Consider the following 24,401-nt stretch of genomic DNA (forward strand, 5'->3'; position numbering starts at 1 on the left):
ACCTCTCGCGGCGAACTGGCGGGCCGACGGTGTGCAGGTGTCGACGACATGATTGAAATAGGGATACATGTCGCACTATGTCCAGTTCTCGCCGGGAGAGGCGGCAGGGCGCGCCGGGGAGGCGCGACCTGGGCGGGCGCCAGGCGTCAGGCGGCCGCGTACGGGCGGGACGGCGGCACGGCGGCGTCCAGGTACCCGGCCAGGGCCCGCCGGCTGCGGGTCAGCTCGGTGATGCGCGCGTCGAGGTCGGCCAGTTCGCCGCGGAGGGCGCCGAGCAGATCCGGGCAGGCCTCCAGGGCGGGGACCGGCCCGGTCGCGCAGGGGAGGATCTGCGCGATCACCCGGGTGGGCAGGCCGGCCGCGAGCAGGCTGCGGATCTGGCGGACCCGGACGGTGTCGCCCTCACCGTACTCGCGGTAGCCGCCGGCCGAGCGGGTGGGTTCGAGCAGGCCCTGCTCCTCGTAGTACCGCAGCAGACGGGTGGACACCCCGGTGAGGCGGGCGAGTTCTCCGATGCGCATGATCGGACGAACGCGCCCGCCCGGCGGGGTGTTCCCCTCGGCGGGACCCGCGGGCGGGAGGGCCGAGCGCGCGGGTCGGCGGGCCGTCAGGATCCGGCGGCGGCCGGTCGGGCGGCGGTGTCCGTGAGGAAGCCGACCAGCAGGTCCCGCAGCTCGGGCAGCCGCTCCACCATCGGCAGGTGGCCCGACGTCAGCTCGGTCAGCCGGGCGCCGGGGATGCCCAGTGCCAGCGCCCGGTGCTGCTCCGGCGGCACCAGGTCGTCCTCGGTGGTGGAGACGACCAGCGTCGGCACGTCGACCCGGTCCAGCTCGGCCCGGACGTCGGTGCGGGCGGCGAGTTCGAACTGCCAGCGGAAGCCCGCCGGGACCGGTTCGGCGGCCAGGCCGGCGCGCAGCTCGGCGAAGCGCGCGGCGGGCAGGGCGTCCACCCAGCTGCGGCCGAAGACGGTGGCCAGCGAGTGGTCGGCCCACAGGGCGGGGTGCGCGGTGAGGGCGACGGCCTGGTCGGCGAGCAGCCGGAATCGCTGCGAGCCGCCGGCCAGCCCGGCGAGCAGCAGCAGCGAGCGGACCCGGCCGGGGTGGCGGGTGGCGATCCGGACGGCGACGGCGGCGCCGAGCGAGTAGCCGGCGAGGTCGAAGTCGGCGAGGCCGGCCGCGTCGGCGGCGGCCACCAGGCGGTCGGCCAGTTCGTCGAGCGAGTGCTGCGCGCCGGGCTCGTCGGGGCTGTCGCCGGAGCCCGGGTAGTCGGGGGCGACGACGGTGCGGTGGGCGGCGAGGTCGTCGAGCAGCGGGCCCCAGTTGTCGTGGACGCTGCCGCCCGCGCCGTGGGCGAGCAGCAGCCCGGGGCCGGTGCCCCGGACGGTCCGGGCGAGCGGCGCGGGGCGTGGCCATGGGGGTCCTCCTGGGCGGACGGGGGTCCGAGGGTGCGGGGGTGCGGGGATCGGGCCGTGGTCGACCCGCTCCGCACGGTAGGACTTCACATCGGTGTCAAGGTCAAGCCCGGGGAGCGCCACGACCCCGGTCACCCGGTCACCCGCCCGCGGACCCGCCCGCCGTCAGGCCTTGGACGGGACGTCGTACGGGGCCGGGTAGGCGGTCTCGTACGGGGTCAGCACCAGCCGCACCACGTCCTCCAGCCGCCGGCGGGCGTCCCCGAGGGTGGTGCGGCCGGTCACCCAGGCCGTCAGCTCGCCCTGCCAGGCGTGGCCGACGATGTGCCGCACCAGGTCGCTCGCGGCGGCCGGCACCTCGTCGGCCATCACCGCCCGGAGCGCCGCGCTGTCGGCCCGGGCCATGCCCTGCAGGGCCTCGCTGGCGAAGGGGTCGGTGGAGGCGGCGACGGCCACCCGCAGCCGGGCCAGTTCGGGCTGGCGCTGGTAGGCCCGCATGCCGCCGCGGACGAACCGCACCACCCGGTCCGTGGCGCCCAGGCCGGCGCGCGGTCCGCGCAGCTCCGCCACCAGGTCGGCCAGCAGCAGCCGGTGCCATTCGGCGATCGCCGCCGCCAGCAGGTGGTCCTTGGAGGAGAAGTAGCGGTACGCCGTCCCCAGAGCGACTCCGGACCGCTCGCAGACCTGTTTCATCTGCAGCCGTTCGACGCCGATCTCGTTCACCAGGGCGAGCGCGGTCGCGATCAGGCTTTCGCGGCGTTCGAGCTGACGCGGAGACATCGCCTCCACCGGTCGTGGTGACAGGTCAACCTTGGTCACCCGCACCATGATACGGGCCGGGGCCGCTCAGGAATATGACGCCGACCGGCCGCCCGCCGTTCGCCCCCCGGCCACCGGGTGGTGGAGGGGGCCGGCGGGCGACCGGCGGAAGGCCGGTCGGCCGTGGTCAGCGCGGTGCGACCAGGCGTTCGCGGATCAGCGCCTCCTGGACGGCGGAGGCCACCAGCCGGCCCTCGCGGTCGTAGAACTCGCCCAGCGCCAGCCCGCGGCCGTCCGAGGAGGAGGGGCTGCGCTGCGCGAACAGCAGCCATTCGTCGGCCCGGAAGGGGCGGTGGAACCACATCGCGTGGTCCAGCGAGGTCATCAGCAGCCGGGGCGGCTCGGTGCGCTGGAAGAAGTTCGGCTGGACGTGCAGTCCGGCCGTCGAGGCGAGCGTGAGGTCCGAGAGGTAGGCGAGCGCGCAGACGTGCAGCAGCGGGTCGTCGGCGGGCAGCGGCGAGCCGGTGCGCAGCCAGACGAACTGCTGCGGCATGCCGGGCACGGCCGGCGGCACCCCCGGCGCGTCCGGCGGGACGAAGCGCATCTCCAGGTCGCCGAAGCCGCTCTCGGTCAGCGCGGCGCGGGCCTCGTCGTCCCAGGCCGAGAAGACGTCCGGCAGCTCCTCGGGGCCGGGCAGCCGCGGCACCTCGCGGTGCCGGTCGGCGGCGGGCTCGGGGCGCTTGAAGGAGGCGGAGAGGCTGAAGACGGCCTCGCCGCGCTGGACCGCCGTCACCTGCCGGGTGGCGTAGGAGGTGCCCTGGCGCACCCGGTCGACCCGGTACTCGATGGGGCGGTCCGGGTCGCCCGGGGTCAGGAAGTAGCCGTGCAGCGAGTGCACCGAGCGGTCCGCCCCGATCGTCCGTCCGGCCGCCGCCAGGGCCTGCGCGGCGACGTGCCCGCCGAACGCGCGCATCGGCGCACCGGCGTGGCAGTAGCCACGGAACGTGTTCTCGTCGAGGCCCTCGATCCGCAGCAGTTCGGCGAACGGGCCGACCGTGCCGGTGGCTCGTCTGTCCTGTTCGGTCAGCTCTGTCACAGGCCCATACTGGCAGACGCGGGCCGTGCGCCGGTGTGACCTGGACAACCTCGGAGCCGAACATGCTTGCTAGAACGTGTTCCACTATTCGAAGACCTGGGGGTACGCCGAGGCCGACTGTCAGTCCCCTGACCTAACGTGCTCGGCATGTCGCAATCCGCACACGCGTACGCCTATCTGCGCCCGTCCGCCGTCCTCGACGGCGAGGCCGGCCGGCGCCTCGCCCTGGAGACCTCCGGCGGCACCACCCCGCTCGGGGCGGCCGCCCATCCGCGCTTCTTCGCGGGTTTCCTGGCCGAGCCCGCGCCGGCCGCCGCCGCGCTGCTCGCCGTCGCCGACGTCGCCGCCGCCCGCTACTACCAGCCCCAGCTGCGCGCCTCGCTCGATCCGGTGGTCACCGCCAACGGCGACCGGCTCCGCTTCGAGTCCTTCTCCGGCTGCTGCGGCGTCTACGCCCGCCTCGACGTGCTCGCCGCGGGCCTGGACGGCGACGAGATCGGCCACGGCACCACCAATGTCGACGTCAACAACCCGCTGCGCGAGGCGCTCACCCGGATCGGCCCCGCCGAGCCGCTGCACCTCGCCGTCGGCCCGGACGCCCTGGAGGTCACCACCTTCGACGGGCCGGTCGTCGAGAAGAAGGTCCCGCTGCCGGAGCGCTGGCTGCGCGGCTTCGCGGAGACCCAGGTCACCGCCGCCGGGTTCGACCTGCGCGCCGAGCTGCCCGCCGTCGAGGCGGTCCGCTTCCTGCGCTCGCTGCCGCGCGGCGGGCGGGCCGGTGCGCGTGTCGCGCGGTGGGTGGTGCCGGCCGGGCGCACGCTGCGGCCCACCACCCGGCCGGTGCCCGGCGCGGTCTGCCTGCCCGGGCCCGAGCGGCTGGCCGCCCTGCAGCGGGTGCTGCGGCACGCCCGGGCGCTGCGGGTCTACGGCCCGCCGGTCGCCGGGGGCGGCCCGGCGGCCTCCGCCTGGGAGGTCGAGCTGCCCGGGATGCGGCTGACCCTCACCCTCTCGCCGGACGCCTCACGGGGCTTCAGCGGCGAGGGCGGGGTGCTCGGCGCGCTCGCCACCGGCGCCGCCGAGCAGGACGCCGACCTGGTCGCGGCGCTGCTCGCCTGGGAGCCGCGGATCGAGATCGCCGAACTCGCCGAGCAGTCCGGGCTCACCGCGCCCCGGGTGCGGGCCGCGCTGACCCGGCTCGGCACCGCCGGACAGATCGGCTACGACGTCGCCGAGGCCGCGTACTTCCACCGGCAGCTCCCGTACGACGCGGGGCGCGCGGAGGCGGCCAACCCGCGGCTGAAGGCGGCCCGGGCGCTGGTCGAGGCCGCGGCGGTGCGGCTGGAGGAGGGCGGCGCGACGGCCGTCGTCACGGTGGACGACCACGTCCAGCGGGTGCGGACGGACGCGGCCGGCGCGGTCGGCTGCACCTGCCTGTGGTGGGCGAAGTACCGGGGCGGGCGCGGGCCGTGCAAGCACGTGCTGGCGGTGGACATGGTCCGCGGGGCGCGGGGCGCGGCGGTCGACGGACTTCGGGAAGACGGACTTCGGGAAGGGACGGCGCGATGAGCACCGCAACGGCGAAGAGCACGGACACGGTGGCGGCGGCCGCCGCGACGGACGCGGCGGAGGCCCTGCTGGCGGCGGTCCGCGAGGGCCGGACGGGCGAGGTGCCGGGGCTGCTCACCGCCCTCGGGCCGGCCGAGCGGCGCTCCTGCCTCCCGGCCCTCAAGGAACTGCGCCGGACCAGCCGCGGCGACTGGTCCAAGGAGGCCAACCGACGGATGGGCGCGCTGCTGGTGGCCGGCGCCGGCTGCCACCCCGGTCCGGCGGGCGCCGCCACCTGGATCGGCGCCCGGGACTTCACCGGCCGCTCCTGGGCCCGCCACCCCGCCCTCGCCGACGTCGTCGAGGCCCAGCCCGTGGAGTGGCAGACCGAGGTGGTCGCCCGGCTCGCCGCCAAGCGCGGCAGCGGCTGGAGCTGGGACCTCTACCCGCTGATCGAGCGCGTGGTGCGGCGCACCGGCTGCACGGTGCCGGCCTCCGACGACTTCGTCACCGAGTGGCTGCGCTCGGCGGCCGGCGCGGACCGCGGCCCGCGCGGCACCGCCACCACCCTGCTGGAGCGGCTGCGGACGGACACCTTCACCCCCGTGATGCTCCCCCGGCTGTTCGAACTCGACGACGTCTCCTGGCCGCTCGACAACACGTACACCACCCGATCGGGTGACAACTGGCCGGCGGCCATCGCCGGACTCGCCGAGTCCGGGCACTTCGGTCGCGAGGAACTGATCGACCTCTGCCTCGCCCGGCTGGTGCGCGGCGGAAAGACCGCCGACCAGCGCTCGTTCCTCGCCGTGCTGACCGCCTTCGCGCCCACCCCGCAGGAGTACGCGGCCCGGGTCCGCGACCTGCTGGTGCTGCTCGACGGGCCCGCGGCGCTCGCGGGCCACGCCCAGCAGGTGCTCACCGGGCTGGACGAGGCCGGGCTGATCGAAGCGGAGGTGCTCGGCGAGGCCTCGGCGGTGGTGCTGTTCCGCAGCGAGAAGAAGCTGGTGCGCGCCCAGCTCTCCTGGCTGGAGCAGGCCGCGAAGCGCACGCCCGAGCGGTCGGGACCGGTGGTGCTGGCCGCCGCCGGGGCCTTCGGCCACCCCGACAGCGCCCTCCAGGAACGGGCGCTCAACCTGGTCGCCCGCCGGCTCAAGGTCGCCGGCGAGGCCGTGCTGCCGGAGCTGCTGCTCGCCGCCGAGGCGCTCAACCCCGCCCACCACGCCCGGGCCGGCGAGCTGTTCGGCGCACCCGTCGGCGGCGCGGCGGAGGACGACGACACCGCCTGGGCCGAACTGCTGCCGCCGGTCCCGGTGCCCGCCCCGCTCGGCGAACCCCTCGCCGACCCGGTGGAGGTCGCCGAGGAGCTGGCGGTGCTGCTGGCCGGTCGGCGGTCCGACGTCGCCGTCTTCGAGCGTGTCCTGGACGGCCTGGTCCGGCACGCCCACCGCGACCGGGCGGCGCTCGCGCGGGCGCTGGAGCCGGTGCTGCGGGTGAACCAATGGCAGGAGGTCGGCCGCTGGCGGGACTGCGGCCCGGGTGACGCGCTGTTCCTCGCCGTGGTGGTCGCCGGGAAGGCCGACCCGCACCGGCCCGGCTCCGTCTTCCGGAGCAAGGGCCGCAACCCGCTGCGCGGCACGCACAACACCGAGTACGGCAACGCACTGGCCGCCCGGATCGGCGAGGCCGCCGAGCGGGTCACCACCGACGTCCCGCCGTACCTGCTCGCCACGCCGACCGACACCACCGGCGCGATCACCGCGGCCGTCCTGGTGGAGCGCCTCGCCGGGTACGAGGCGGCGGGCGTCACGGCCGGCCCGGCGGACCTCAGCGCCGCGCTGCTGCGGACCGCCCCGACGGCGGACCCGTCCGTGCTGGCGGCGGCCGACGGGCTGACCTCCGCGGCCGGGCGGTGGGCGGCCGCCTGGCTGCGCGACGGCGGCCTGCCGGTCCAGGTCTCGGAGCGGGTGCTCTTCGCGCCCGGCGCCGGGTACGAGCGCAAGCGGCGCTACTGGGACCGCTGGTGGGAGGAGCTCCGGCGGATCGTGGTCACCCAGCGCGGCACCGCCGGCCCGGCCGGCCCGGCCCGCGAGCGGCTCGCCGCCGAGTTCCGGGTGCTGCTGGAGGGCACCGAGCCCAGTGTGGCCCGGGTGCGGCGGGCGGACGAGTGGCTCAGGGAGCCCACCGTGCACTGGGCCGCGATGCTGCCGCACCACCGGGAGGAGCTGGCCGCCCGCTGGCTCGACCGGTTCGCCGACTGCGCCGACCGCGACCGGCGCGGCACCGTCGGGATGCTGGTCGTGCTCGCCGAGGCCGGCGGCACGGCCGGGCTCGCCCTCCACCTCGCCCTCTCCTACGGCCTGGGCGCCCGCCACCCCGAGGACCGCGCCGCCGCCGTCGACGCCCTGCTCGTCCTGGCCGCCCGCGGCGACCTGGACGGTGCCCTGCTCGGGCGTGAACTGGGCGAACTGGTGACGCTCGGCACCGTGAAGCCCAACCGTCTCGCCCAGGCCCTGACCGCCGCCGCCGACACCGGCGCCCACGCCACCGTCTGGTCCGTGCTGGCCGCCGCCCTGCCGTCCCTGCTCGGCGGCGAGCCGCCGCGCGGTGCAGCGGACCTCCTCGCCCTCGCCGCCGACACCGCCCGCCGCAGCGCCGCCCGCGGCCCGATCCCCGAGGTCACCGCCACCGCCGCCCGCCCCGGCACCAGCCGCCTCGTGAAGGAGTCCCGCACCCTCCGCGACCTCCTCGCCACCCCCTGACCCGCTCGGGCTCCGCCGGCGCCTGCTCGCGCCCGGCTTCGCCGCCGGCCCACTGCTCGCCCGTTCGCCCACCGGCGGCATCTGCGCTCCTGACGCACCACCAATACCGCCGCCTCCCCCCGACACCGCAGCGGGACGAGTTTGAGAACGATCGTTCTTGACCGGACGTTCTCAAACTCGTAGAGTCCTCGGCATGGGAAGACCACGCGCCTTCGACGAGGAACAGGCTGTGCGGGCGGCGGCGGAGTTGTTCGCCGTCCGCGGGTACGAAGGGACCTCGGTGGACGATCTCGTCACCGGGCTCGGGGTGCACCGGGGGAGCCTCTACAAGGTGTTCGGAAGCAAGCGAGGGCTGTACCTCGCCGCGCTGCGCCGGCACCTCGACGACGAGGTGCTGCCGCTCGCGGCGGCGCTGCGGGAGGCGGACGGGCTCGGTGCGCTGCTGGCGCAGGCGGTGGCCGCGTTCGACGGCGGGCCGGCCGCCGGGCTGCTGCTGTCGGCCGCCGTGGAGCGGGCCGGGAGCGATCCGGAGGTCGGTGCGCTGGTCGGCGAAGGGCTGGCCGCGCTCGACGACGCGGTCGAGCGGGCCGCCGGCACCCCCGCCGGCACCTCCACCGGCACCCCGGCCTCCACCGCCGGGGTGCTCGCCGCGACCGTCCTCGGCCTGCGGCTGCGGGCCCGTGCCGGCCTCGCCGGACCGTCCCCCGACGCGGTCCTGGCCTTCGCCGAACGCGTCGGCTGACCTTCGGCCGGCGCCGATCAGAAGCAGATCATCCATCAGTGGGAGGAAACAGTTCCATGGCCCGTGTCAGCACCACCGACCAGAACCTCGTCGTCGAGATCGAGGGCCTCGACCGGCTCTGGGCGATCCGCAGCCGCATCGAGATCCCGCTCGCCAACGTCCGGGGCGCGACCGTCGACCCCGGGATCCTCCGGGAGCCCAAGGGGATCAAGGTCGGCGGCACCCACTTCCCGGGGCTGATCACCGCCGGCACCTTCCGCTCGGGCGGCGAGTGGGTCTTCTGGGACGTCAAGAACCCCGCCAAGGCCGTGGTGATAGAACTCGCCGACGAGCGCTACAGCCGGCTGATCGTGGAGGTCGACGACCCGCGCGCCACCGTCGACCTCGTCGAGCACGCCAAGCGGCCCGCCGCCTGACGGGGCGGTCCGCCCGTCTAGGGTGAGCGGAACCCCCCACCGCCTCGCCCGTCCGGAGCACCCGTGCTGCACCTGCGTCTGATCGTCCCCGTCGACCTGCGCGACACCGTGCTGACCTGCCTGGACGACTGCGTCGGCGTGACCCATGTGGTCCTGCTGCCCGACGCGGCCGTCCGGCCCGCCGGGGACGTGGTGCTCTGCGACGTGGCCCGCGAGTCGGCGGACGAGGTGCTGGCGGGGCTGCGGGGGACGGGGCTGACCGAGCGGGGCGCGATCGACGTCCAGGAGGTCGGGCTGACGCTCTCGGCCGCCGCCGACGAGGCCGAGCGGCTCGCGCCGGGCGAGGGCGCCGACGCGCTGGTGTGGGAGTCGGTCGCCGAGATCACCCACGAGGAGTCCACCCTCACCGGTGTCTACCTGGCCTTCCTCACCGTGGCGACGATGCTGGCCGCCTGCGGCGCGGTGCTGGACAGCGCGATCCTGGTGGTCGGGGCGATGGCGGTGGGGCCCGAGTTCGGGCCGCTCGCCGGGCTGTGCGTGGCGCTGGTGCAGCGGCGCGCGCGCCCGGCGCTGCGCTCGCTGAACGCGCTGGTCGCCGGTTTCGCGGTGGCGATGGCGCTGACCGTGGCGTTCTCGCTGCTGATGGACGGCCTGGGGCTGTTCAGCCAGGGGAGGTTCGACGGGGCGCGGCCCAACACCTCGTTCATCTGGCAGCCCGATGCGACCTCGTTCGTGGTGGCCTTCCTCGCGGGCATCGCCGGTCTGCTCTCCCTGACCTCGTCCAAGGCGGGCATGCTGGTCGGCGTGGCGATCTCGGTGACGACGGTGCCCGCCGCCGCCAACGCGGCGGTCGCCCTCGGGTACGGGGACTTCCGGCAGTTCTGGGGCTCCAGCCTCCAGCTGCTGCTGAACATGGCGGGGATCGTGCTGGCCGGGGTGCTCACGCTGCTGGTGCAGCAGGGCGCCTGGCGGCGCATCCGCCGCCAGGCCGCCGCGGACCGCGGATCCGCCTGAACGGCAGCGCGAGGGCGCGGCCCGCTCAGACCGGCACGCCGTCGCCCTCGGCCGCCGCCCGGGGCCGCGACCCGTCGGCCGCGCCGGTCGGGCCGTCCGGCACCACCAGCGCCGCGCCCTCCCGGGGTGGCGCGGCCACCGCCCGCCACCAGCGCCGCAGCGCGGGCGGCTCGGCCGGCTCGAAGGGCTTGCCGGGACGCGGCACCGCCGGCCGCGCGCCCTGCGCCCGCGCGGCGGCGACCACCCGTTCGGCGGGCTCCTCCCACGGGTGCGGGGCGAGGTTGAAGGTGCACCAGTGGATCGGCAGCAGCACGTCGCCGCGCAGGTCGAGGTGGGCCCGTACGCCCTCCTCGGGCGTCATGTGGACGTCGGGCCAGAAGTCGCTGTAGGCGCCGACCTGCATCATCGTCGCGTCGAACGGGCCGAGCCGGCGGCCGATCTCGGTGAAACCGGCGAAGTAGCCGGTGTCCCCGCTGTGGAAGACGGTGCGCCCGCCCCCGGCCACCACCCAGGACGCCCACAGGAAGAGCGGGCTGGTGCGCGGGCCGCGGCTGCAGTAGTGGCGGGCGGGCGTGGCGGTCAGGGTGAGGCCGGCCACCTCGGCCGACTCCCACCAGTCGAGCTCGACGATCCGCTCGGCCGGCACCCCCCAGTGCTCCAGGTGCGCCCCGACGCCGAGCGGGACGGCGAAGGCCGCGCCGGTGCCGATCAGGGCCCGGACGGTGGCCATGTCGAGGTGGTCGTAGTGGTCGTGGGAGACGACCACCACGTCGACCGGGCCGAGTTCGGCGAGCGGCAGCGGCACCGGGTGGAGGCGTTTGGGGCCGGTCCAGGAGAACGGGGAACAGCGCTCGCCCCAGACCGGGTCGAACAGCACCCGTCGGCCGCCGATCTCGGCGAGCACCGTGGCGTGCCCGAGCCAGGTGAGCCGCAGGCCGGAGGCGGGCGGTTCGGCGAGGTCGGCCGGGAGCAGCCGGTGCAGCGGCACGGCGCCGGCGGGCGTGCGCCGGGTGCGGTCGGCCGCCAGCTGGGCGCGGGCGATCTCCAGCGGGCTGCGCGTGGAGACCAGCCGGCGGGTCGGTACCGGGTTGCGGAAGGCGCCGTCGGTGAACTGGGGCGAGCGGCGGATCCGGGCCAGCCGTTCGCCGCGCGGCTCGGCGCCGAAGGCGTCCGTCCGGACCCGGTGCCAGGCCGCCCGGGGCAGTCCGGCCAGCTCGGCGGACGCGCCCAGGGCGGAGGTCGCCGAGGCCGCGGCCGAGGTCGCGGCGGACGTCGCCGCGGAGGCCAGGGTCGAGGTCACGCCGAGGGCGCGGGAGTACCACGGGGCGGTTGGGCGGGGGGCGGCGGCTGGGCGGGGCACGGCACCTCCAAGGACGGCAACGGATACCTGGCATGCCGGGGCGCGGACCGTGCCGACCAGAACGCCGGTTCGGTACGACGACCATCTCGTCGGAGATTACTCGCGGTCGGCTCTCCGGACCCGGCGAGCGGCGGCCGCCCTCCGCCGACCAGGGGCCTTCCCCCGTGATCAGGCGTAGAAACGGGTGATCGTCTCCGCGACGCAGTGCGGCTTGGCGCTCTCCGCGCTGGTGATGGTGAACCGGACCACCGCCTGCACGCCCCCGGGCACCTCGGTGGCGGAGACCAGCTCGGCCTTCGCCCGGATCGCGGTGCCGACCGGCAGCGGGGCGGGGAAGCGGACCTTCTCCGATCCGTAGTTGAGGGCCATCCGCACGCCCTCGACGCCGTAGCACTCCTTGGCCAGCACCGGGATCATCGACATCGTGAGGTAGCCGTGCGCGATGGTCGAGCCGAACTGGCTCTCCTTCGCCCGCTGCGGGTCGACGTGGATCCACTGGTGGTCGCCGGTCGCCTCGGCGAACAGGTCGATCCGGGCCTGTTCGACGGTGTGCCACCGGCTGGTGCCCAGCTCGGTGCCGACGGCGGCGGTCAGCTCGGCGAGGGAGGCGAAGGTCGTCACGGGGGCACTCCTGGGGCAGGCGGGACGGTCGGCGGTGCGGGTGCTGCTGCGAACTCCGCAGAGTATGCCTACTCGTCGGTCACCTGTCAGGGGCTTCCCCGGAACGGCCCGGGAACGGCCGACGGTCCTCGAACCGGCGTTCCCCGGGGCGGCCGGCGGGGTTCACGCGTACGGTTCGGGAGCGCCGTCGGGGAGCGCCGTCCGGGTGCGCGGTCCAGGAGCCGGGCCCGGGCGCGGGGACCGGACGCGTGGCTCAGGAGTGCGGGACGGGGCGGCCGGCCGCGGTCAGCCGGCGGCCGCTGATCAGCTCGGGCACCAGTGAGACGAACATCGGGTCCGGATCGCCGACCCAGGGCCGCAGACCCGAGCGCAGGGCGCGGCGGACCAGCTCCGGGTCGCGCAGGACGTCCGCCCGGCCGTGCACCAGCACGCTCCAGCCGGTCCGGGTGACCGGGTCCACCTGGTCGGCCTGGAAGGCGACCACGGTGCCGTCCAGGCCGCGCGCGGTCGCACTGCCCCGGCGCACGGCCAGCAACAGGCGCCCGTCCGGCGCGACCTCGAAGGAGACCGGCAGTACGGCCGGCAGCGCGTGCTCGGTGTACACCACGCGTCCGACGGGCACGGTGCTGAGCAGGCGCAGGCACGTGTCCGCGCCGAGCTCCTCCAGGGGATCGTCACGGTCCATGGGTCCGATGGTCCCGCGTCCGGGCGCGCTCCGACAGGGCCCATGGTCCCTGTGCGACAGGGCCTTGCGGCCGTCCCTGGGCACCGGCGGAGGAGTCGCGGAGGACCGCGCGGGAGGGCCCCGGGGAGCGGCCGGAAGCCGATCGGACGGCGGCCGGACGGCGGCCGGACGTGGGACCCGGCCCCGGAACGCCGCCGGAGGGCCCGACGGCGACGGCGCGGGACGGTAGCCTGCCCGGCGGTGGCACCGGGGCACGCCGGGCGTGCCGGGAACTGAACGGCGCCGCCCGAGAAGGCCGGACGGCGCGCGGGGCAGGGCCGGAGCGAACGACGCTGCGGACGGCGCGGCGGATGGCGGAACGGTTCGGCGGCCCCGGAAGACCGGGGCCGGGCAGGAGGGGGCGGTGCGGGTGGTTAGCGGCTTCGATCTGGTGGTCATCGGGGCGGACGGCGGGCCGGACCGCGCGTTCGGCGGGTCCGCGCAGGCGGCCGAGGGCGCCCGCGCACTGGCCGAGGTGCTGCCGGGGATGTGCTTCGACGCCGGCGCGGCCGGCAGCCGGGTCGCGGTCGTCGACCCCGGCGCGGACGCCAACACCATGCTCACCGCCGTCCGGGAGGCCGCCGCCCGTCCGGGCCGCTGGCTGCTGGTCTGCCTGGTGGGCCAGTTGGTGGCCGATCCGCGCGGGCGCCGGCTCGCCCTGGTCACAGCGGGCTCCACCGCCGACAACGCCTACCGGCGCGGGCTGGCCTGGGACTGGGTGGTCAGCGCGATGGTGCACGGCGACCAGGAGGAGGCGCTGCTGCTGGTCGACGCGGTGGCGGACAAGGACACCTGGGCGGCGCTGGAGCGCGGCGGCGGCGAGGACGGCGCGGGCGAACTGCTCAGCTACTCGCGCGTCCCGCTCTGGGGCCGGATCGGCCGGCACGCGCCCGGCCGCTACACCCCGGGCCGGCGCGGCCGGGACGCCGTCCTGCCGGGCGGCCCCGGCTCGTTCAGCCGGTCGCTCACCACGGTGCTGCGCCAGGGCGTGCCGGGAGCGCCCGCGGCGGTCGGACCGCACGAACTGCAGCCGGCCGTCGGCGCGCTGCTCGACGGCGGCGCCCCGCACGACGCGGGTGGCGCCGGTGTGCCGTCGAACCAGCCCGACGCGCCGGGTGTGCGCCTGCTCGTACCGCCGGAGGGCGGGCGCCTTCTGATGCGCAATCGGGCGGCGGTTCGGGGGGCATTGGCCGGATTGTCGCTTTCCGAGGAACTGTTGGCCCTTCTGTGGCGGGAAAGTGCGCCGACGGATCCGCCTTCCGCGTAAGGTCAGGAGGCCTCAGGTGTTGCCGTGAAGGCCCGGTTTGGCGAAGAATCGATCCCCGCGGGGGAACACCGGCGGTACGGCGGAATTCTTCTGGCGGCCCCGGTCCACACCCGGGGTCGGCTGCGACGAGGTGGGGCGATGCGGCAGCGCGGAATTGTGTTGCGCCCTGGGGCCGTTGGGGCCGGAGGGCTGGTTCTGGCGTTGCTGCTGGGCGGTTGCGCGAGCAGCGGGGCCGATGGTTCCACCGATCGCCTGGGGACGAATGCGCCCACGGTGGCGGGGGTGAGCGCGCTCCCTCCTTCGGGTGGTTCCGCAAACGTCGGGAACGCGCCGACCGACGGCCCTGAAGGGGCCGCCGCCAGATCGGCTCTGAGTACCTATCAGGACTGGTGGCGGGCTCAGGCGGAGGCGTTCGGACAGGCCGACTCGGACGGCTCCGGATTCGGCACCTTCGCCTCGGGGAAGGCGCTGACCGAGGCACTGGTGAATCTCCGTCAGTTGCACGAAGCCAAACTCGTGATGACGGGTGAACCGCGGACTTCCGCGGTGGTGAAGTCCGTCGACCTGACCGCAGATCCGAACACCGCCGTGATCGAGGACTGCCTGGACGTGTCCGGGTGGCACCAGGCGGACGCCGTCACGCTCACGGTGAAGGATCCGCCCGACCGGCTCAACCGGTACGTGGCGACCGTTTCCCTGCGACTGTTCCAGACGCGCTGGCTGATCAACGAGTTCAAGCGGGAGGTGGGACGCACATGCTGAAACCGGTACGGCGATTGGTCATCGGCACGCCGCTGTTCGCCGGATTGCTCCTGGCGCCGGCGGGTCCTGCGGCGGCCGATCCCACCCCCGCGGACACGGGGGGCGCCACCCACTGCGAGATCACCGTCATCTGCACGGGTGGCGGCCACGGCGGCAGCACCCCGCCTCCTTCGGGCGGCGGCGGAGGAGGGGGAGGCGGCGGCGCCTCGGGGCCGCAGCTCTGCAGCTGGAACGACCAGGTCTTCGCCTGCAGCGACCCGGAGCTGGGCTGGTTCAGCGCCGGCGACGGCTGCTACTACCGGCTCCTCAACCCGCAGCCCGAGGCCGGGGACGCGCGCTGGGAGAACCACAAGCCCGAGGACGGGGCGGTCTACAACGTGACCTGCCGCTTCGCCGACGGCACGATCGGTGCGCCCGCCGCGAGGTTCCTCGCCCAGGCGCCGGTGCCCGCGCCGCCGGACCCGAAGGCGATGGCAGCCGCGTACGTCAAGGACAGGCTGGAGTTCAAACCTCCGGAGCTGGGGGTCGCCCCCAAGAAGGACCCGGTGGTGGGCGGGAACGTCTGGCTCTGGCTGGCGGACCCGAAGAAGCCGGCCACGGAACCGCTCCACGCCGGCAGCCTCACGGTGACGGTCACCCCCCGGGTGGCCTCGGTGAAGTGGGACCTCGGCGACGGGACCAGCGTGACCTGCAAGGGCGCCGCCGCGGTCGGCACCCCGTACGACGTCAAGTACGGCGCCGGCCCGTCGCCCACCTGCGGCCACGTCTTCAAGACCGGCTCGGGCACCAAGAAGAACGGCCTGTTCACCGGCGACGTCGAGGTCGTGTGGATGAACGACGTGACGGTGTCCGACGGTACGAAGATCAATCCGATCGAGATCCGGGTCTACGTGCGGAACGTCAGCTACCGGGTCGCCGAGGTCCAGGTCCTCAACTAGCCCGCCGGACACGGCGGCACGCACAACACACCCCGACGAACGATCCGAGGAAGGCCGAAGCCCGGTGGAGAACCGTACAGTTGCCACGCCCGGCCCCGGCGCGTCCGCCACGGCGACCGCGGCCACCGCCGCGACCGCCCCGGCGGCCGTGCCGGAGCAGCGGCGCGGGGCGCCGCGCACGCCCGGGCGGACGCTCGGCGCGCGGCGCCGGCGCCCCGCCGTGCTGGCGATGGCGGTGGCGCTGATAGCGGCCGGCGGGCTCGGCGGCGCGGTGCTGTACAACAGCACCGGTCAGCGGGTCGCGGTGCTGGCGCTCGCCCGCGACGTGCCGTGGGGGCAGGTGCTGAGCGAGTCCGACCTGGTGGTCGTCCGGATCGCGAGCGACCCGGCACTCAAGCCGCTGGACGCCGCCGACCGGACCAAGGCGATCGGGATGCGGGCCACTACCGACCTCCACCGGGGCGGGCTGCTGACCAAGTCCGACCTCGCGCAGTCGCTCGTCCTCAACCCCGGGCAGCTGCTGGTCGGCGTCTCGGCCCGGCGCACCCAGCTGCCGGCCACCCGGCTCCAGTCGGGCCAGCCGGTGATCATCGTCTACACCCCGGACGGCTCGCGGGCCGAGACGCTGGCCGCCACCGTCTACACCGTGGGCCGGGTGGACACCGACGGCAGCCAGGTCTTCGACGCCGTGGTCGACCAGGCGGACGCCGGCAAGCTCGCCGCGTGGGTGGCCACCGGGCGGATCCAGGTGGTGGTGGCGCCGCGTGCGGCGGCCGGCGCGCCGGCTCCCGCGGCGGGCGCTCCTTCGGCGGGCGCTCCCGCCACGGGCGCACCGGCAACGGGCGCACCGGCCACCGGGGCCGCGGCCTCCGGCGCCTCGGCCGCCGGTACGCCGTCGGCCGCCGCCGCCGGTGCCCCGGCCTCCGGGGTCCCCGCCGCCGGCCGTCCCGCGACGCCGGCGGCCGGTGCCCCGACCGGGGCGGGTGGGAACTGACATGGCCGTCATCGCGGTGGTCGGCGCTCCGGGGGCACCCGGCGCGACCACGACGGCGCTGGCGCTGCTGCTGGCCTGGCCGCTGCAGCCCGGCCGCCGCATCCTGCTCGTCGAGTGCGACCCGGACGGCGGTGCCGTCCTGGCCGGTGCCCTGGAGGGCCGGGTCGAGGCGGTCTACGGGCTGCGCAACCTCGCGGTGGCCGACCGGCGCGGGCTGCTCGCCCAGGCCCTCTGGGAGCAGCTGATCGACATCTCGCCGGACGGCAACGCCGAGCGCCTGCTGCTGCCCGGCCTCACCGACCCGGTCCAGGCCCCCGGCCTCGCCTACACCTGGGAGCCGCTGGTGGAGGTGCTGCGCGGGCTGGAGCCGCAGGGCTACGACGTGATCCTCGACCTCGGCCGCTCCGGCGCGAGCGGCACCAGCGCGGTGCTGGCCCGCCGGGCGGACGTGGTCGCCGCCACGGTGCGCACCACCCTGCGCGGGCTGAGCGCCGTCCGGCCCCGGCTGGCCGCGCTGGCCGAGGACCTCGCCACGGCGGGCACCGGCTCGGACGCGCTGGGCCTGCTGCTGATCACCGAGGGGCCGTACTCGGGGGCCGAGGTGTCCCGGGAGCTCGGGCTGCCGGTGCTGGGGACGCTGCCGCACGCGCAGCGCACGGCCCGGGTGCTGTCGGACGGCGGGGACGTCACCGACCGGCGGTTCATCCGCTCGGAGCTGATGCGGACGGCACGTTCGGCGGCGGACGAGATCCAGTTGACGGTCCGCCGGCGGCGGCAGCGGCTCGCGCCCGCCCAGGCGCAGCCCGCCCAGCTCACGGCGACGCCGCCGGCCCCGGCGCCGGGACCGGCCGTCCCGGCCGCCGCCGGGTACGACTACGCCCACCCGGGGCCGGTCGGGCCGGTCGGGCCGACGCAGCCCGCGGCGCCGTCCGGGCCGTCGTACCAGTACCAGCCCCAGCCGCAGCCGCAGCATCAGCCACAGCAACAGCCTCAGCACCAACAGCCGCAGCAGCAGCCCTACGGCCCGGTGCCGCCGGTGATCACCACCGGGCCGGTGGCGCCGCTCGCCGGCCTGGCGCCGCAGCCGGCCGCCCCGGCGCCGTTCCCCGGGCACGGCGCGCCGCCGCACCCGGGCGCGGACGCCGCCGCCCAGCCGTACCCGAACGCGCACCCGGGCCCGCAGCCGTACCCGAACGCGCAGGCGTACCCGGGACAGCAGCCGTCCCCGGCGGCCCAGCCCCACCACCACGAGCCCGTCGACGGGGAGGTGCTCCGTGCGCGGTAGCCCGCTGCACCAGCAGCCCGCCACCGACCCTGCGGCGCTGCCCTGGACGACGCCGCTGCCCGGCCCGGTCCAACCGCTGACACCCGGCCGGGTCACCCCGTCCGGCCAGCCGCCGGCACAGCCGCAGCCGCAGGCCGCCGCGGCCCACGTACAGGCCCAGGCCCAGGCCCAGACCCAGGCACAGCCCCAGGGCCCCACCGCCGTCCCCTCCCAGCTGCCCTCGCTCGACCTGCGCGGCGCCGGCACCCGGGCGGCCGTCGACCCGCAGGTCGCGCGCGAGATCAAGCGCCAGGTGGCCGCCGAACTGCACCAGCAGATCACCCGGCTGACCGCCGGTTCCGGCACCGAGCCGGACCGCGCCACCCGCCGCCAGCGCGGCCGCGCGCTGATCGAGGAGGCCGTCGCCCGCTGGTCCGACGCCTACGCGCAGACCCACGGCATCCCGCCGACCCGGGACCAGGACCGCGCGCTCGCCGAGGCCGTCTTCGACCTGCTGTTCCGGGCCGGGCGGCTCCAGCCCTACCTCGACGACCCGGAGATCGAGAACATCCTGATCAACGGCTGCGACGACGTCTGGATCTCCCGGGTGCACCAGCCGCTGCGCCAGGTCCCGCCGGTCGCCGACAGCGACGCCGAACTCGTCGAGCTGCTCCAGGACCTCGCCCGCCAGCACGGCGGCGGCGAGCGCACCCTGTCCACCGCCAGCCCGACCCTCGCCCTGCGCCTGGAGGGCGGCATGCGCCTCCAGGCGCTCACCGAGGTCACCCCCCGCCCGTACGTGGCGATCCGCCGGCACCGGGTGGCCTCGGCGACGCTGCCCGAGATGGTCCGGCTCGGCACCCTGGACACCACCCTGGCCGAGTTCCTGGCCTCGGCCATCCGGGCCCGCAAGAACGTGATGATCACCGGCACCCAGGGCGTCGGCAAGACCAGCCTGCTGCGCGCGATGGCGGCCGAGATCCCGCCGGACGAGCGGATCGGCACCCTGGAGTCGGAGTTCGAGCTCTGGCTGCACACCCTCGGCCACCTGCGCCAGGTCGTCCCGATGGAGGCCCGTGAGGGCAACGGCGAACGGGTGGACGGGCGTTCGGCGGGCGAACTGACCATCGGCGACCTCATCCCGGCCGCGCTGCGGATGACGCTCTCGCGGATCATCGTCGGCGAGGTCCGCTCCGGCGAGGTCGTCCCCATGCTGCGTGTCATGACCAACGGCGAGGGCGGCTCGATGTGCACCCTGCACGCGCGCGGCCCGCACATGGTCGTCGACCGCATCGCGGAACTCTGCCTGGAGTACGGCTCGCACATGACCGACGCGCTCGCCTACCGGCTCACCGCCAACGCGGTCGACCTCATCGTGCACGTGGCGATGGTCGACGAGACGGCCGTCGGCGGCCGCCGGCACCGCTTCGTCTCGCACGTCCTGGAGGTCGCCGGCCTCGGCGAGAGCGGCCGGCCGGCGCTGAACACCGTGTTCGGGCCGCGCCCCGACCTCGGCGAGCCGCGCGCCGTCCCGCACACCCCGCCGCAGTGCCTGGACGACCTGCGCCGGGCCGGTTTCGACGCCGCGCTGCTCGGCTCCCGGTACGGCGCCTGGGCCGCCCCGCTGCACCTGCGGATCGGCGGTGGGGCCCGATGATGCCGCTCTTCGTGCTCTGCGGACTGGCCCTCGCGGCCGGCCTGGTCGTCCTGGTGCTCTGGGCACGCGGCGGCGAGCCGGCCGAGGAGGGGGCGGAGGAGGCGGCGGAGCTCAACCCGCTGGCCTCCCGGCTGCACGTGTTCTGGTACGGCGCGCCCGGCACCGCCTCACACCGGGTCGCCCGGATCCGCCGCATCCAGCTGCCGATCGCGCTGATCGGGGCGCCGCTCGGCTGGCTGTTCACCGGCATCCCGCTGAGCGTGCTGCTGGTGCCGCTGGCGGTGTTCGGGCTGCCCTGGCTGTTCGACGCCACCCGCTCGGACACCGACCGGATCGAGCGGCTGGAGGCGCTCTCCGAGTGGACCCAGCGGATCGCCGACGTGCTGCTGCTCGGCGTCGGCCTCAACCAGGCGATCGTCACCAGCCGGCGCACCGCGCCCGCCGCGATCGAGGCCGAGGTCGGCGAGCTGGCCGCCCGGCTGCAGGCCCGCTGGCGGCCGGAGGAGGCGCTGCGCCTGTTCGCCGACGCGATGGCCGACGCCACCGCCGACAAGGTGCTCGCCGCGCTGCTGCTGCGGGCCGGGGACAGCGGACCGGGTCTGGCCCGGGCGCTGGCCGACATGGCCGAGTCGGTGCGCGAGGAGGTCCGCCAGCGGCGCACCATCGAGGCCGACCGGGCCAAGCACCGCACCACCATCCGCTGGCTGGTCGGCATCATCCTGCTGGTCGTGGTGGTGGGCTCGTTCAACACCGAGTACACCCGCCCGTACAGCACCGTGCTCGGGCAGATCGTGCTCGGCATCGTCTGCGCGCTGTTCGTCGGGGTGATCGCCTGGATGCGGGCGCTGGCCTCGTACCCGCCGGTGCCGCGGCTGCTGGAGGCGGACCGGCGCAGCCGGACCGACCGGCGGCTGCTGCGCCGCCGCGCCGAGGGCGGCCCGGCCGCCCTCGGCGCGGACGGCGCGGGCACGGGCTCCGAGCCCGGCGCGGTGACCGGGGCCGACGGCGGCGTGCGACTGTTCGGGGAGGCGCGATGATCTCCCCGTGGTCCGTACTGGCCGGTGCCGTGGCGGCCGGCGGCGTCGCCATGCTGATCGCCGAACTCCGGCCCGCGCCGCCCGACCTGGGCCAGGCGCTGGACCGGCTGCACCGCACCCCGGCCGAGCGCCCGGTCGACCCTGACGAGCGGCCGCGCTGGTTCGACCGGATCGGCGAGCGCTCGATCGGCCTGCGCTGGGTGCGCGTACCCGAGCGGGAACTCGCCCTGATCGGCCGTACCCCGGCCCGGTTCATGGCGCACAAGCTGCTGTTCGCCCTGCTCGGGCTGGTGCTGCCGCCGTACCTGGTGGTGGCGGCCCTGCTGATGGACCTGAGCCTGCCGTTCGCGCTGCCGCTGCTGGTCGGGCCGCTGCTGGCCGCGATGCTCTGGTTCGTCCCGGACGCGATCGTGCGCGGCGAGGCAAAGGAGGCGCGGGTCGAGTACCTGCACGGCATCGCCGCCTACCTGGAGCTGGTCGCGATGGAACGGGCCGCCGACCTCGGCCCGGCCGAGGCGCTGCGCCGGGCCGCCGCGGTCGGGCGGGGCGCGGTGTTCCGCCGGATCCGCGACGCGCTGGACCGGGCCGCCACCGACCGGCTGCCGCCGTGGGCCGGACTGGACACGCTGGCCGTGGAACTGGGCCTCACCCCGCTCCAGGACCTGGCCGACATCATGCGGATCTCGGGCACCGACGGGGCCGCCGTCTACGACACGCTGCGGGCCCGCGCCAAGGGCCTGCGCGGCGAGCTGATGGCCGAGGACCTCGCCAGGGCCAACGCCGACAGCGAGCGGATGGTCGCGCCGGGCTCCGCCCTGACCCTGCTGATGACCCTTCTGATCATCTTCCCCGCGCTCTACAAGATGCTCAACTGAACCGTCCCGTCCCGTCGCGGAGGTCAGCGCCTCCGTCACCACACCTCACCCTGGGAGAACCCGATGAACCATCACCTCAAGTCACTGGCCGGACGATTGGCGGGCACCATGCTGCTGCCGTTCCAGTTCGCCCTGATGCTGTTCCACTTCCGGATGGGCCGTGCCAAGGCCGCCCGGGCGCGCGGTGACAAGGGCGCGATCAGCATCGAGCTCGCGCTGGCCGTCATCGCCCTGGTGTTCATCGCGGGCCTGGTGACGGTCGCGCTGGTCAACCTGAAGGACAACGTCGTCAAGAAGGTCGAGGAGAACCCGAACTACCCGCACGGTGGTGCGGCCACCTGATGATCCTCCGCCGTCGCCTCCGCCGTCCCGACCGAGGGTCGATGAGCCTGAGTCTGGCCATCGTCTTCCCGGTCGTCCTGATCCTGGTCCTGGCCGTCGCCCAGACCGGGCTGTGGTGGTACCACCGCCAGCTCGCGCTGAGCGCCGCCCGCGAGGGCGTGGACGCCGGGCGGATCCAGGGGAACCGGACCGACGAGCAGAAGAACGAGGCCGCGCGCCGGCAGGCCGGGGACTTCCTCGACCGGCAGGGGGACACGGACCACCGGGTCGTCACGGACGGCAGTTCGCCGGTGCTGATCCGGGTCACCGTGGAGGTGAAGGCGCCGGTGATCGTGCCGTTCATCACGCCTCCGACCGTGACCCAGTTCGCCGAGGCGCCGCGCGAGCGCTTCGTCCCGCCGACGGAGGGGAAGCCGTGAGCGCCCGGGCGCGGTACCGGGCCGCGCGCTCGGCAGGGCGGCCGGCCGGGTGGGTGCGGCGGTTCACCGTCCGCCGCCCCACCCGGGCGGCGCGCCGGAGCGACGGCGGGAGCACCGCAGTCGAAGCGGCGATCATCGCGCCCGCCGTGGTCGCGCTGATCCTGGTCGCGGTCGCGGCGGGCCGGGTGCAGACCGCCGGCGGCACGGTGGAGGCGGCGGCGCGCTCCGCCGCCCGGACGGCGTCGCTGGCGCGCAGCGTCGACGGGATGGACGGCGCGGCGAAGGCCGCCGCCGAGCACGCCATGGAGCAGCAGGGCGTGCACTGCCGGACCAGCAAGGTGGAGGTCCGGCACGGTGAACTGGTCAGCCACGGGGCGACCTTGGCGACGGTCGAGGTGACGGTGCGGTGCGAGGTCGGCCTGGGCGATCTGATCGGCGGGCCGGACGTGCCGCTGACGAAGACGCTCACCGGCTGGTTCGTCTCGGTGGTCGACCGGTACCGGGGCCAGTGAGGCGTGGACGGGGTGGAGATGTGTCAGGTCGTGGGTCGGGTGGTGACGGGGTCGTGAGCACGAGCGGGCCGGACGGGGGTTGGGGAGCCGTCGGGCGGGGGAGACGCATGCGGAGGGCGCCCGGGGGAGGGCGGACGGACCGGTGGGGAGGGAACGCCATGGCACGCGGACGCGCGGTGCGGTGGTTCCGCCGCGCCCGGCTCGGCGGGCCGCTCGGCGGGCGTGACGACCGGGGCGCGCTGTCGATCTTCGTCGCCATGTGCGCGGGCTACGTGGTGCTGGTCATCGCGCTGGTCATCGACGCCGGCGGCAAGCTGCGGCTGGCGGAGCAGGTGGACGGCTACGCCCAGGAGGCCGCCCGGGTGGGTGGTCAACAGCTCGACGAGGCGGCCCTGTTGCAGGGCCAGGGGTACAAGGTGAAGCGGGCGTACGTCGAGGAGGCGGCCAACGGCTACCTCAAGCTGTACGGCCTGAGCACCTCCAAGGTGGATTTCCTGGACGGCGGCGCCACCGTCGAGATCACGGTGCAGGCCGAGTTCCGCCCCGTCATGCTGGGCGAGCTCGCGAAGCGGAAGGTCACGGGCAAGGGGAGAGCCACCCTCGTCCACGGAGTCAAGGAAGCGGAGACCGACTGATGGCCGCGCCACGCGTCAAGGACCAGACCCGTGCCGGGCGTCCGGCCCGGGGTGTGCCCACCACCCCCGCGTCCGGCCGTCGGCCGGCGTCGCGGCCGTCCCATCGGGCGGGCGGCGGTGGCCGGGGCGGCGGCGGTGGCCGGGGCGGCGGCGGGCGCGGCCGGGGCGGCGCCGTGCTCGCCGCGCTCGCGGCCCTGATCACCCTGCTCGGCCTGCTCGTCGGCGTCCCCGCGCTGCTGCTGTACGGCACCGGGGCGGTGGCCGACATGGGCCCGATCGCCCCCGACGGCGTCGGCTCGCTGCTGACCAGCCCCGACGACGGGCGGCTGTTCCTGTGGCTGCTGGTCGTGGTCGGCTGGATCGGCTGGGCCTGCTTCGCGCTCTCCGTGCTGCTGGAGATCCCGGCGCAGCTGCGCGGCCGGGTGGCCCGGCGGATCCCGGCCTTCGGCTGGAGCCAGCGGGCCGCGGCCGGTCTGGTCGGCGCGGTGATCGCCCTGCTGCCGGTGGCCGGCGGGGCCTTCGCGGCCACCGCCGAGCACGTGCCGTCGGCCACCGCCGCGACGGCCCAGGCGACCGCCGGTGTGCAGCGCGCCGCGCTGACGGCCGCGCAGGACGCGCCGTCGATCGCGCCCGCCGCCGACGCGCAGGCGAGCTACACGGTGCGCGACAGCCGGCCCGCCGACAGCCTCTGGTCCATCGCCGAGCGCCAACTGGGCTCCGGGGAGCGGTGGACGGAGATCGCCAAGCTCAACGACGGCCGGACGATGGACGATTCGGGAACCCGGTTCGACGCGGACCGGCCGATCCATCCCGGGTGGAAGCTGCTGATGCCGGCGGACGCCAAGCCCGACGCGGCCCCGGCCCCCGCGCCCGCACCGGCCCAGGCCCCGGCCGGGACGCCGCAGACCGGTGCGTCCGGCGGTGCCGGCGGTGCGGCCCAGGGCGGCGGCACCGTCACCGTCAAGGAGGGCGACAGCCTCTCGGCCATCGCCGAGCGGGCGATGGGGGACGCCGAGGCCTGGCCGCAGCTGTTCGAGGCCAACAAGGGCGCCCAGGCGCCGGACGGCGAGCGGCTCACCGATCCGGACGTCGTGGCGCCGGGCATGGTGCTCACCCTGCCCGGTACGCCCGCCCCGACCCCCGCTCCCGCCCCGGCGCCGGCCGCCGACCAGGCGCCCGCGCCGACCGCGGAGCAGGCCCCGCCGCCCGCCCCGACCCCGCCGCCGCCCGCGCCGGGCACCCAGGCGCC

The 24,401-nt window shown here is 75.9% G+C and carries 25 protein-coding genes; 18 read left to right on the top strand and 7 right to left on the bottom strand.

Annotated features, from left to right (window positions below; translation table 11 throughout):
• Window positions 1–146: 146 nt before the first annotated feature.
• The 4 genes from ACFU9E_RS15595 to ACFU9E_RS15610 all read right to left on the bottom strand — a co-directional run bounded on the left by ACFU9E_RS15595 (window position 147) and on the right by ACFU9E_RS15610 (window position 3,266).
• Window positions 147–521 (bottom strand): MerR family transcriptional regulator, encoded by a 375-nt coding sequence (locus ACFU9E_RS15595; protein WP_380686640.1) that lies wholly within the window; start codon window positions 519–521, stop codon window positions 147–149.
• Window positions 522–607: 86 nt separating this feature from the next.
• A complete protein-coding gene (locus ACFU9E_RS15600; protein ID WP_380686638.1) occupies window positions 608–1,501 on the bottom strand; it encodes an alpha/beta fold hydrolase in 894 nt (297 codons plus the stop codon).
• A 75-nt stretch (window positions 1,502–1,576) separates the two neighbouring features.
• On the bottom strand, window positions 1,577–2,230 hold the full coding sequence (locus ACFU9E_RS15605; protein ID WP_380686636.1) for a TetR/AcrR family transcriptional regulator: 654 nt from the start codon (window positions 2,228–2,230) through the stop codon (window positions 1,577–1,579).
• A 127-nt stretch (window positions 2,231–2,357) separates the two neighbouring features.
• Window positions 2,358–3,266, bottom strand: coding sequence for an acyl-CoA thioesterase (locus tag ACFU9E_RS15610; protein WP_380687117.1), 909 nt, complete (start codon window positions 3,264–3,266; stop codon window positions 2,358–2,360).
• 147 nt (window positions 3,267–3,413) lie between these two features.
• On the opposite strand from ACFU9E_RS15610, the gene ACFU9E_RS15615 reads away from it, so the two are divergent.
• From ACFU9E_RS15615 to ACFU9E_RS15635, 5 genes are all read left to right on the top strand, one after another.
• On the top strand, window positions 3,414–4,832 hold the full coding sequence (locus ACFU9E_RS15615) for an SWIM zinc finger family protein (protein WP_380687115.1): 1,419 nt from the start codon (window positions 3,414–3,416) through the stop codon (window positions 4,830–4,832).
• Window positions 4,829–7,573 (top strand): DUF6493 family protein, encoded by a 2,745-nt coding sequence (locus ACFU9E_RS15620; RefSeq protein ID WP_380687112.1) that lies wholly within the window; start codon window positions 4,829–4,831, stop codon window positions 7,571–7,573. Before ACFU9E_RS15615 ends, ACFU9E_RS15620 begins: the two co-directional genes overlap by 4 nt.
• 193 nt (window positions 7,574–7,766) lie before the next feature.
• Window positions 7,767–8,315, top strand: coding sequence for a TetR/AcrR family transcriptional regulator (locus ACFU9E_RS15625; RefSeq protein WP_380687110.1), 549 nt, complete (start codon window positions 7,767–7,769; stop codon window positions 8,313–8,315).
• Between the two features lie 56 nt (window positions 8,316–8,371).
• Window positions 8,372–8,731 carry a hypothetical protein gene (locus tag ACFU9E_RS15630; protein WP_380687108.1) on the top strand — a complete coding sequence of 120 codons (360 nt, stop codon included), beginning with the start codon at window positions 8,372–8,374 and terminating at the stop codon, window positions 8,729–8,731.
• 63 nt (window positions 8,732–8,794) lie between these two features.
• A complete protein-coding gene (locus ACFU9E_RS15635; protein ID WP_380715050.1) occupies window positions 8,795–9,745 on the top strand; it encodes a DUF389 domain-containing protein in 951 nt (316 codons plus the stop codon).
• A 25-nt stretch (window positions 9,746–9,770) separates the two neighbouring features.
• On the opposite strand, the gene ACFU9E_RS15640 is transcribed toward ACFU9E_RS15635, so the two are convergent.
• From ACFU9E_RS15640 to ACFU9E_RS15650, 3 genes are all read right to left on the bottom strand, one after another.
• Complete coding sequence (locus tag ACFU9E_RS15640; protein ID WP_380715060.1) at window positions 9,771–10,958, bottom strand: MBL fold metallo-hydrolase; 1,188 nt, start codon at window positions 10,956–10,958, stop codon at window positions 9,771–9,773.
• Between the two features lie 315 nt (window positions 10,959–11,273).
• Window positions 11,274–11,726 carry a MaoC family dehydratase gene (locus ACFU9E_RS15645; protein ID WP_350564017.1) on the bottom strand — a complete coding sequence of 151 codons (453 nt, stop codon included), beginning with the start codon at window positions 11,724–11,726 and terminating at the stop codon, window positions 11,274–11,276.
• 253 nt (window positions 11,727–11,979) lie between these two features.
• Entirely contained in the window at window positions 11,980–12,411 is a 432-nt protein-coding gene (locus ACFU9E_RS15650; RefSeq protein WP_380688136.1) for a pyridoxamine 5'-phosphate oxidase family protein, read from the bottom strand.
• Window positions 12,412–12,814: 403 nt separating this feature from the next.
• On the opposite strand from ACFU9E_RS15650, the gene ACFU9E_RS15655 reads away from it, so the two are divergent.
• From ACFU9E_RS15655 to ACFU9E_RS15715, 13 genes are all read left to right on the top strand, one after another.
• Window positions 12,815–13,717: a hypothetical protein gene (locus ACFU9E_RS15655; RefSeq protein WP_380688134.1), complete on the top strand. Its 903-nt coding sequence runs from the start codon at window positions 12,815–12,817 to the stop codon at window positions 13,715–13,717.
• Window positions 13,718–13,999: 282 nt separating this feature from the next.
• Entirely contained in the window at window positions 14,000–14,479 is a 480-nt protein-coding gene (locus tag ACFU9E_RS15660) for a hypothetical protein (protein ID WP_380688132.1), read from the top strand.
• Window positions 14,473–15,417: a hypothetical protein gene (locus ACFU9E_RS15665; protein WP_380688130.1), complete on the top strand. Its 945-nt coding sequence runs from the start codon at window positions 14,473–14,475 to the stop codon at window positions 15,415–15,417. Before ACFU9E_RS15660 ends, ACFU9E_RS15665 begins: the two co-directional genes overlap by 7 nt.
• A gap of 64 nt (window positions 15,418–15,481) precedes the next feature.
• Window positions 15,482–16,411 carry an SAF domain-containing protein gene (locus ACFU9E_RS15670; protein ID WP_380715052.1) on the top strand — a complete coding sequence of 310 codons (930 nt, stop codon included), beginning with the start codon at window positions 15,482–15,484 and terminating at the stop codon, window positions 16,409–16,411.
• A gap of 1 nt (window position 16,412) precedes the next feature.
• Window positions 16,413–17,696, top strand: a complete 1,284-nt coding sequence (locus tag ACFU9E_RS15675) for a hypothetical protein (protein ID WP_380689267.1) — start codon at window positions 16,413–16,415, stop codon at window positions 17,694–17,696.
• A complete protein-coding gene (locus ACFU9E_RS15680; protein ID WP_380689266.1) occupies window positions 17,686–19,332 on the top strand; it encodes a CpaF family protein in 1,647 nt (548 codons plus the stop codon). Before ACFU9E_RS15675 ends, ACFU9E_RS15680 begins: the two co-directional genes overlap by 11 nt.
• Window positions 19,329–20,369, top strand: coding sequence for a type II secretion system F family protein (locus ACFU9E_RS15685; RefSeq protein WP_380715054.1), 1,041 nt, complete (start codon window positions 19,329–19,331; stop codon window positions 20,367–20,369). The genes ACFU9E_RS15680 and ACFU9E_RS15685 overlap by 4 nt, the downstream gene beginning before the upstream one ends.
• Window positions 20,366–21,244 carry a hypothetical protein gene (locus ACFU9E_RS15690; RefSeq protein ID WP_380689076.1) on the top strand — a complete coding sequence of 293 codons (879 nt, stop codon included), beginning with the start codon at window positions 20,366–20,368 and terminating at the stop codon, window positions 21,242–21,244. The genes ACFU9E_RS15685 and ACFU9E_RS15690 overlap by 4 nt, the downstream gene beginning before the upstream one ends.
• A 63-nt stretch (window positions 21,245–21,307) precedes the next feature.
• The gene (locus tag ACFU9E_RS15695; RefSeq protein WP_380689074.1) at window positions 21,308–21,586 is read left to right on the top strand and encodes a hypothetical protein; all 279 of its coding nucleotides are present in this window, start codon (window positions 21,308–21,310) and stop codon (window positions 21,584–21,586) included.
• 41 nt (window positions 21,587–21,627) lie between these two features.
• Window positions 21,628–22,005 carry a TadE/TadG family type IV pilus assembly protein gene (locus tag ACFU9E_RS15700; RefSeq protein ID WP_380689072.1) on the top strand — a complete coding sequence of 126 codons (378 nt, stop codon included), beginning with the start codon at window positions 21,628–21,630 and terminating at the stop codon, window positions 22,003–22,005.
• On the top strand, window positions 22,002–22,517 hold the full coding sequence (locus ACFU9E_RS15705; RefSeq protein ID WP_380689070.1) for a TadE/TadG family type IV pilus assembly protein: 516 nt from the start codon (window positions 22,002–22,004) through the stop codon (window positions 22,515–22,517). Before ACFU9E_RS15700 ends, ACFU9E_RS15705 begins: the two co-directional genes overlap by 4 nt.
• A 158-nt stretch (window positions 22,518–22,675) precedes the next feature.
• Window positions 22,676–23,152, top strand: a complete 477-nt coding sequence (locus ACFU9E_RS15710; protein WP_380689067.1) for a hypothetical protein — start codon at window positions 22,676–22,678, stop codon at window positions 23,150–23,152.
• Window positions 23,152–24,401: LysM peptidoglycan-binding domain-containing protein (locus ACFU9E_RS15715; protein ID WP_380715056.1), on the top strand; the 1,250-nt coding region annotated here is incomplete at its 3' end. The genes ACFU9E_RS15710 and ACFU9E_RS15715, both read left to right, overlap by 1 nt.

The organism is Kitasatospora sp. NPDC057595 (assembly GCF_042800875.1).
Lineage (GTDB): Bacteria > Actinomycetota > Actinomycetes > Streptomycetales > Streptomycetaceae > Kitasatospora.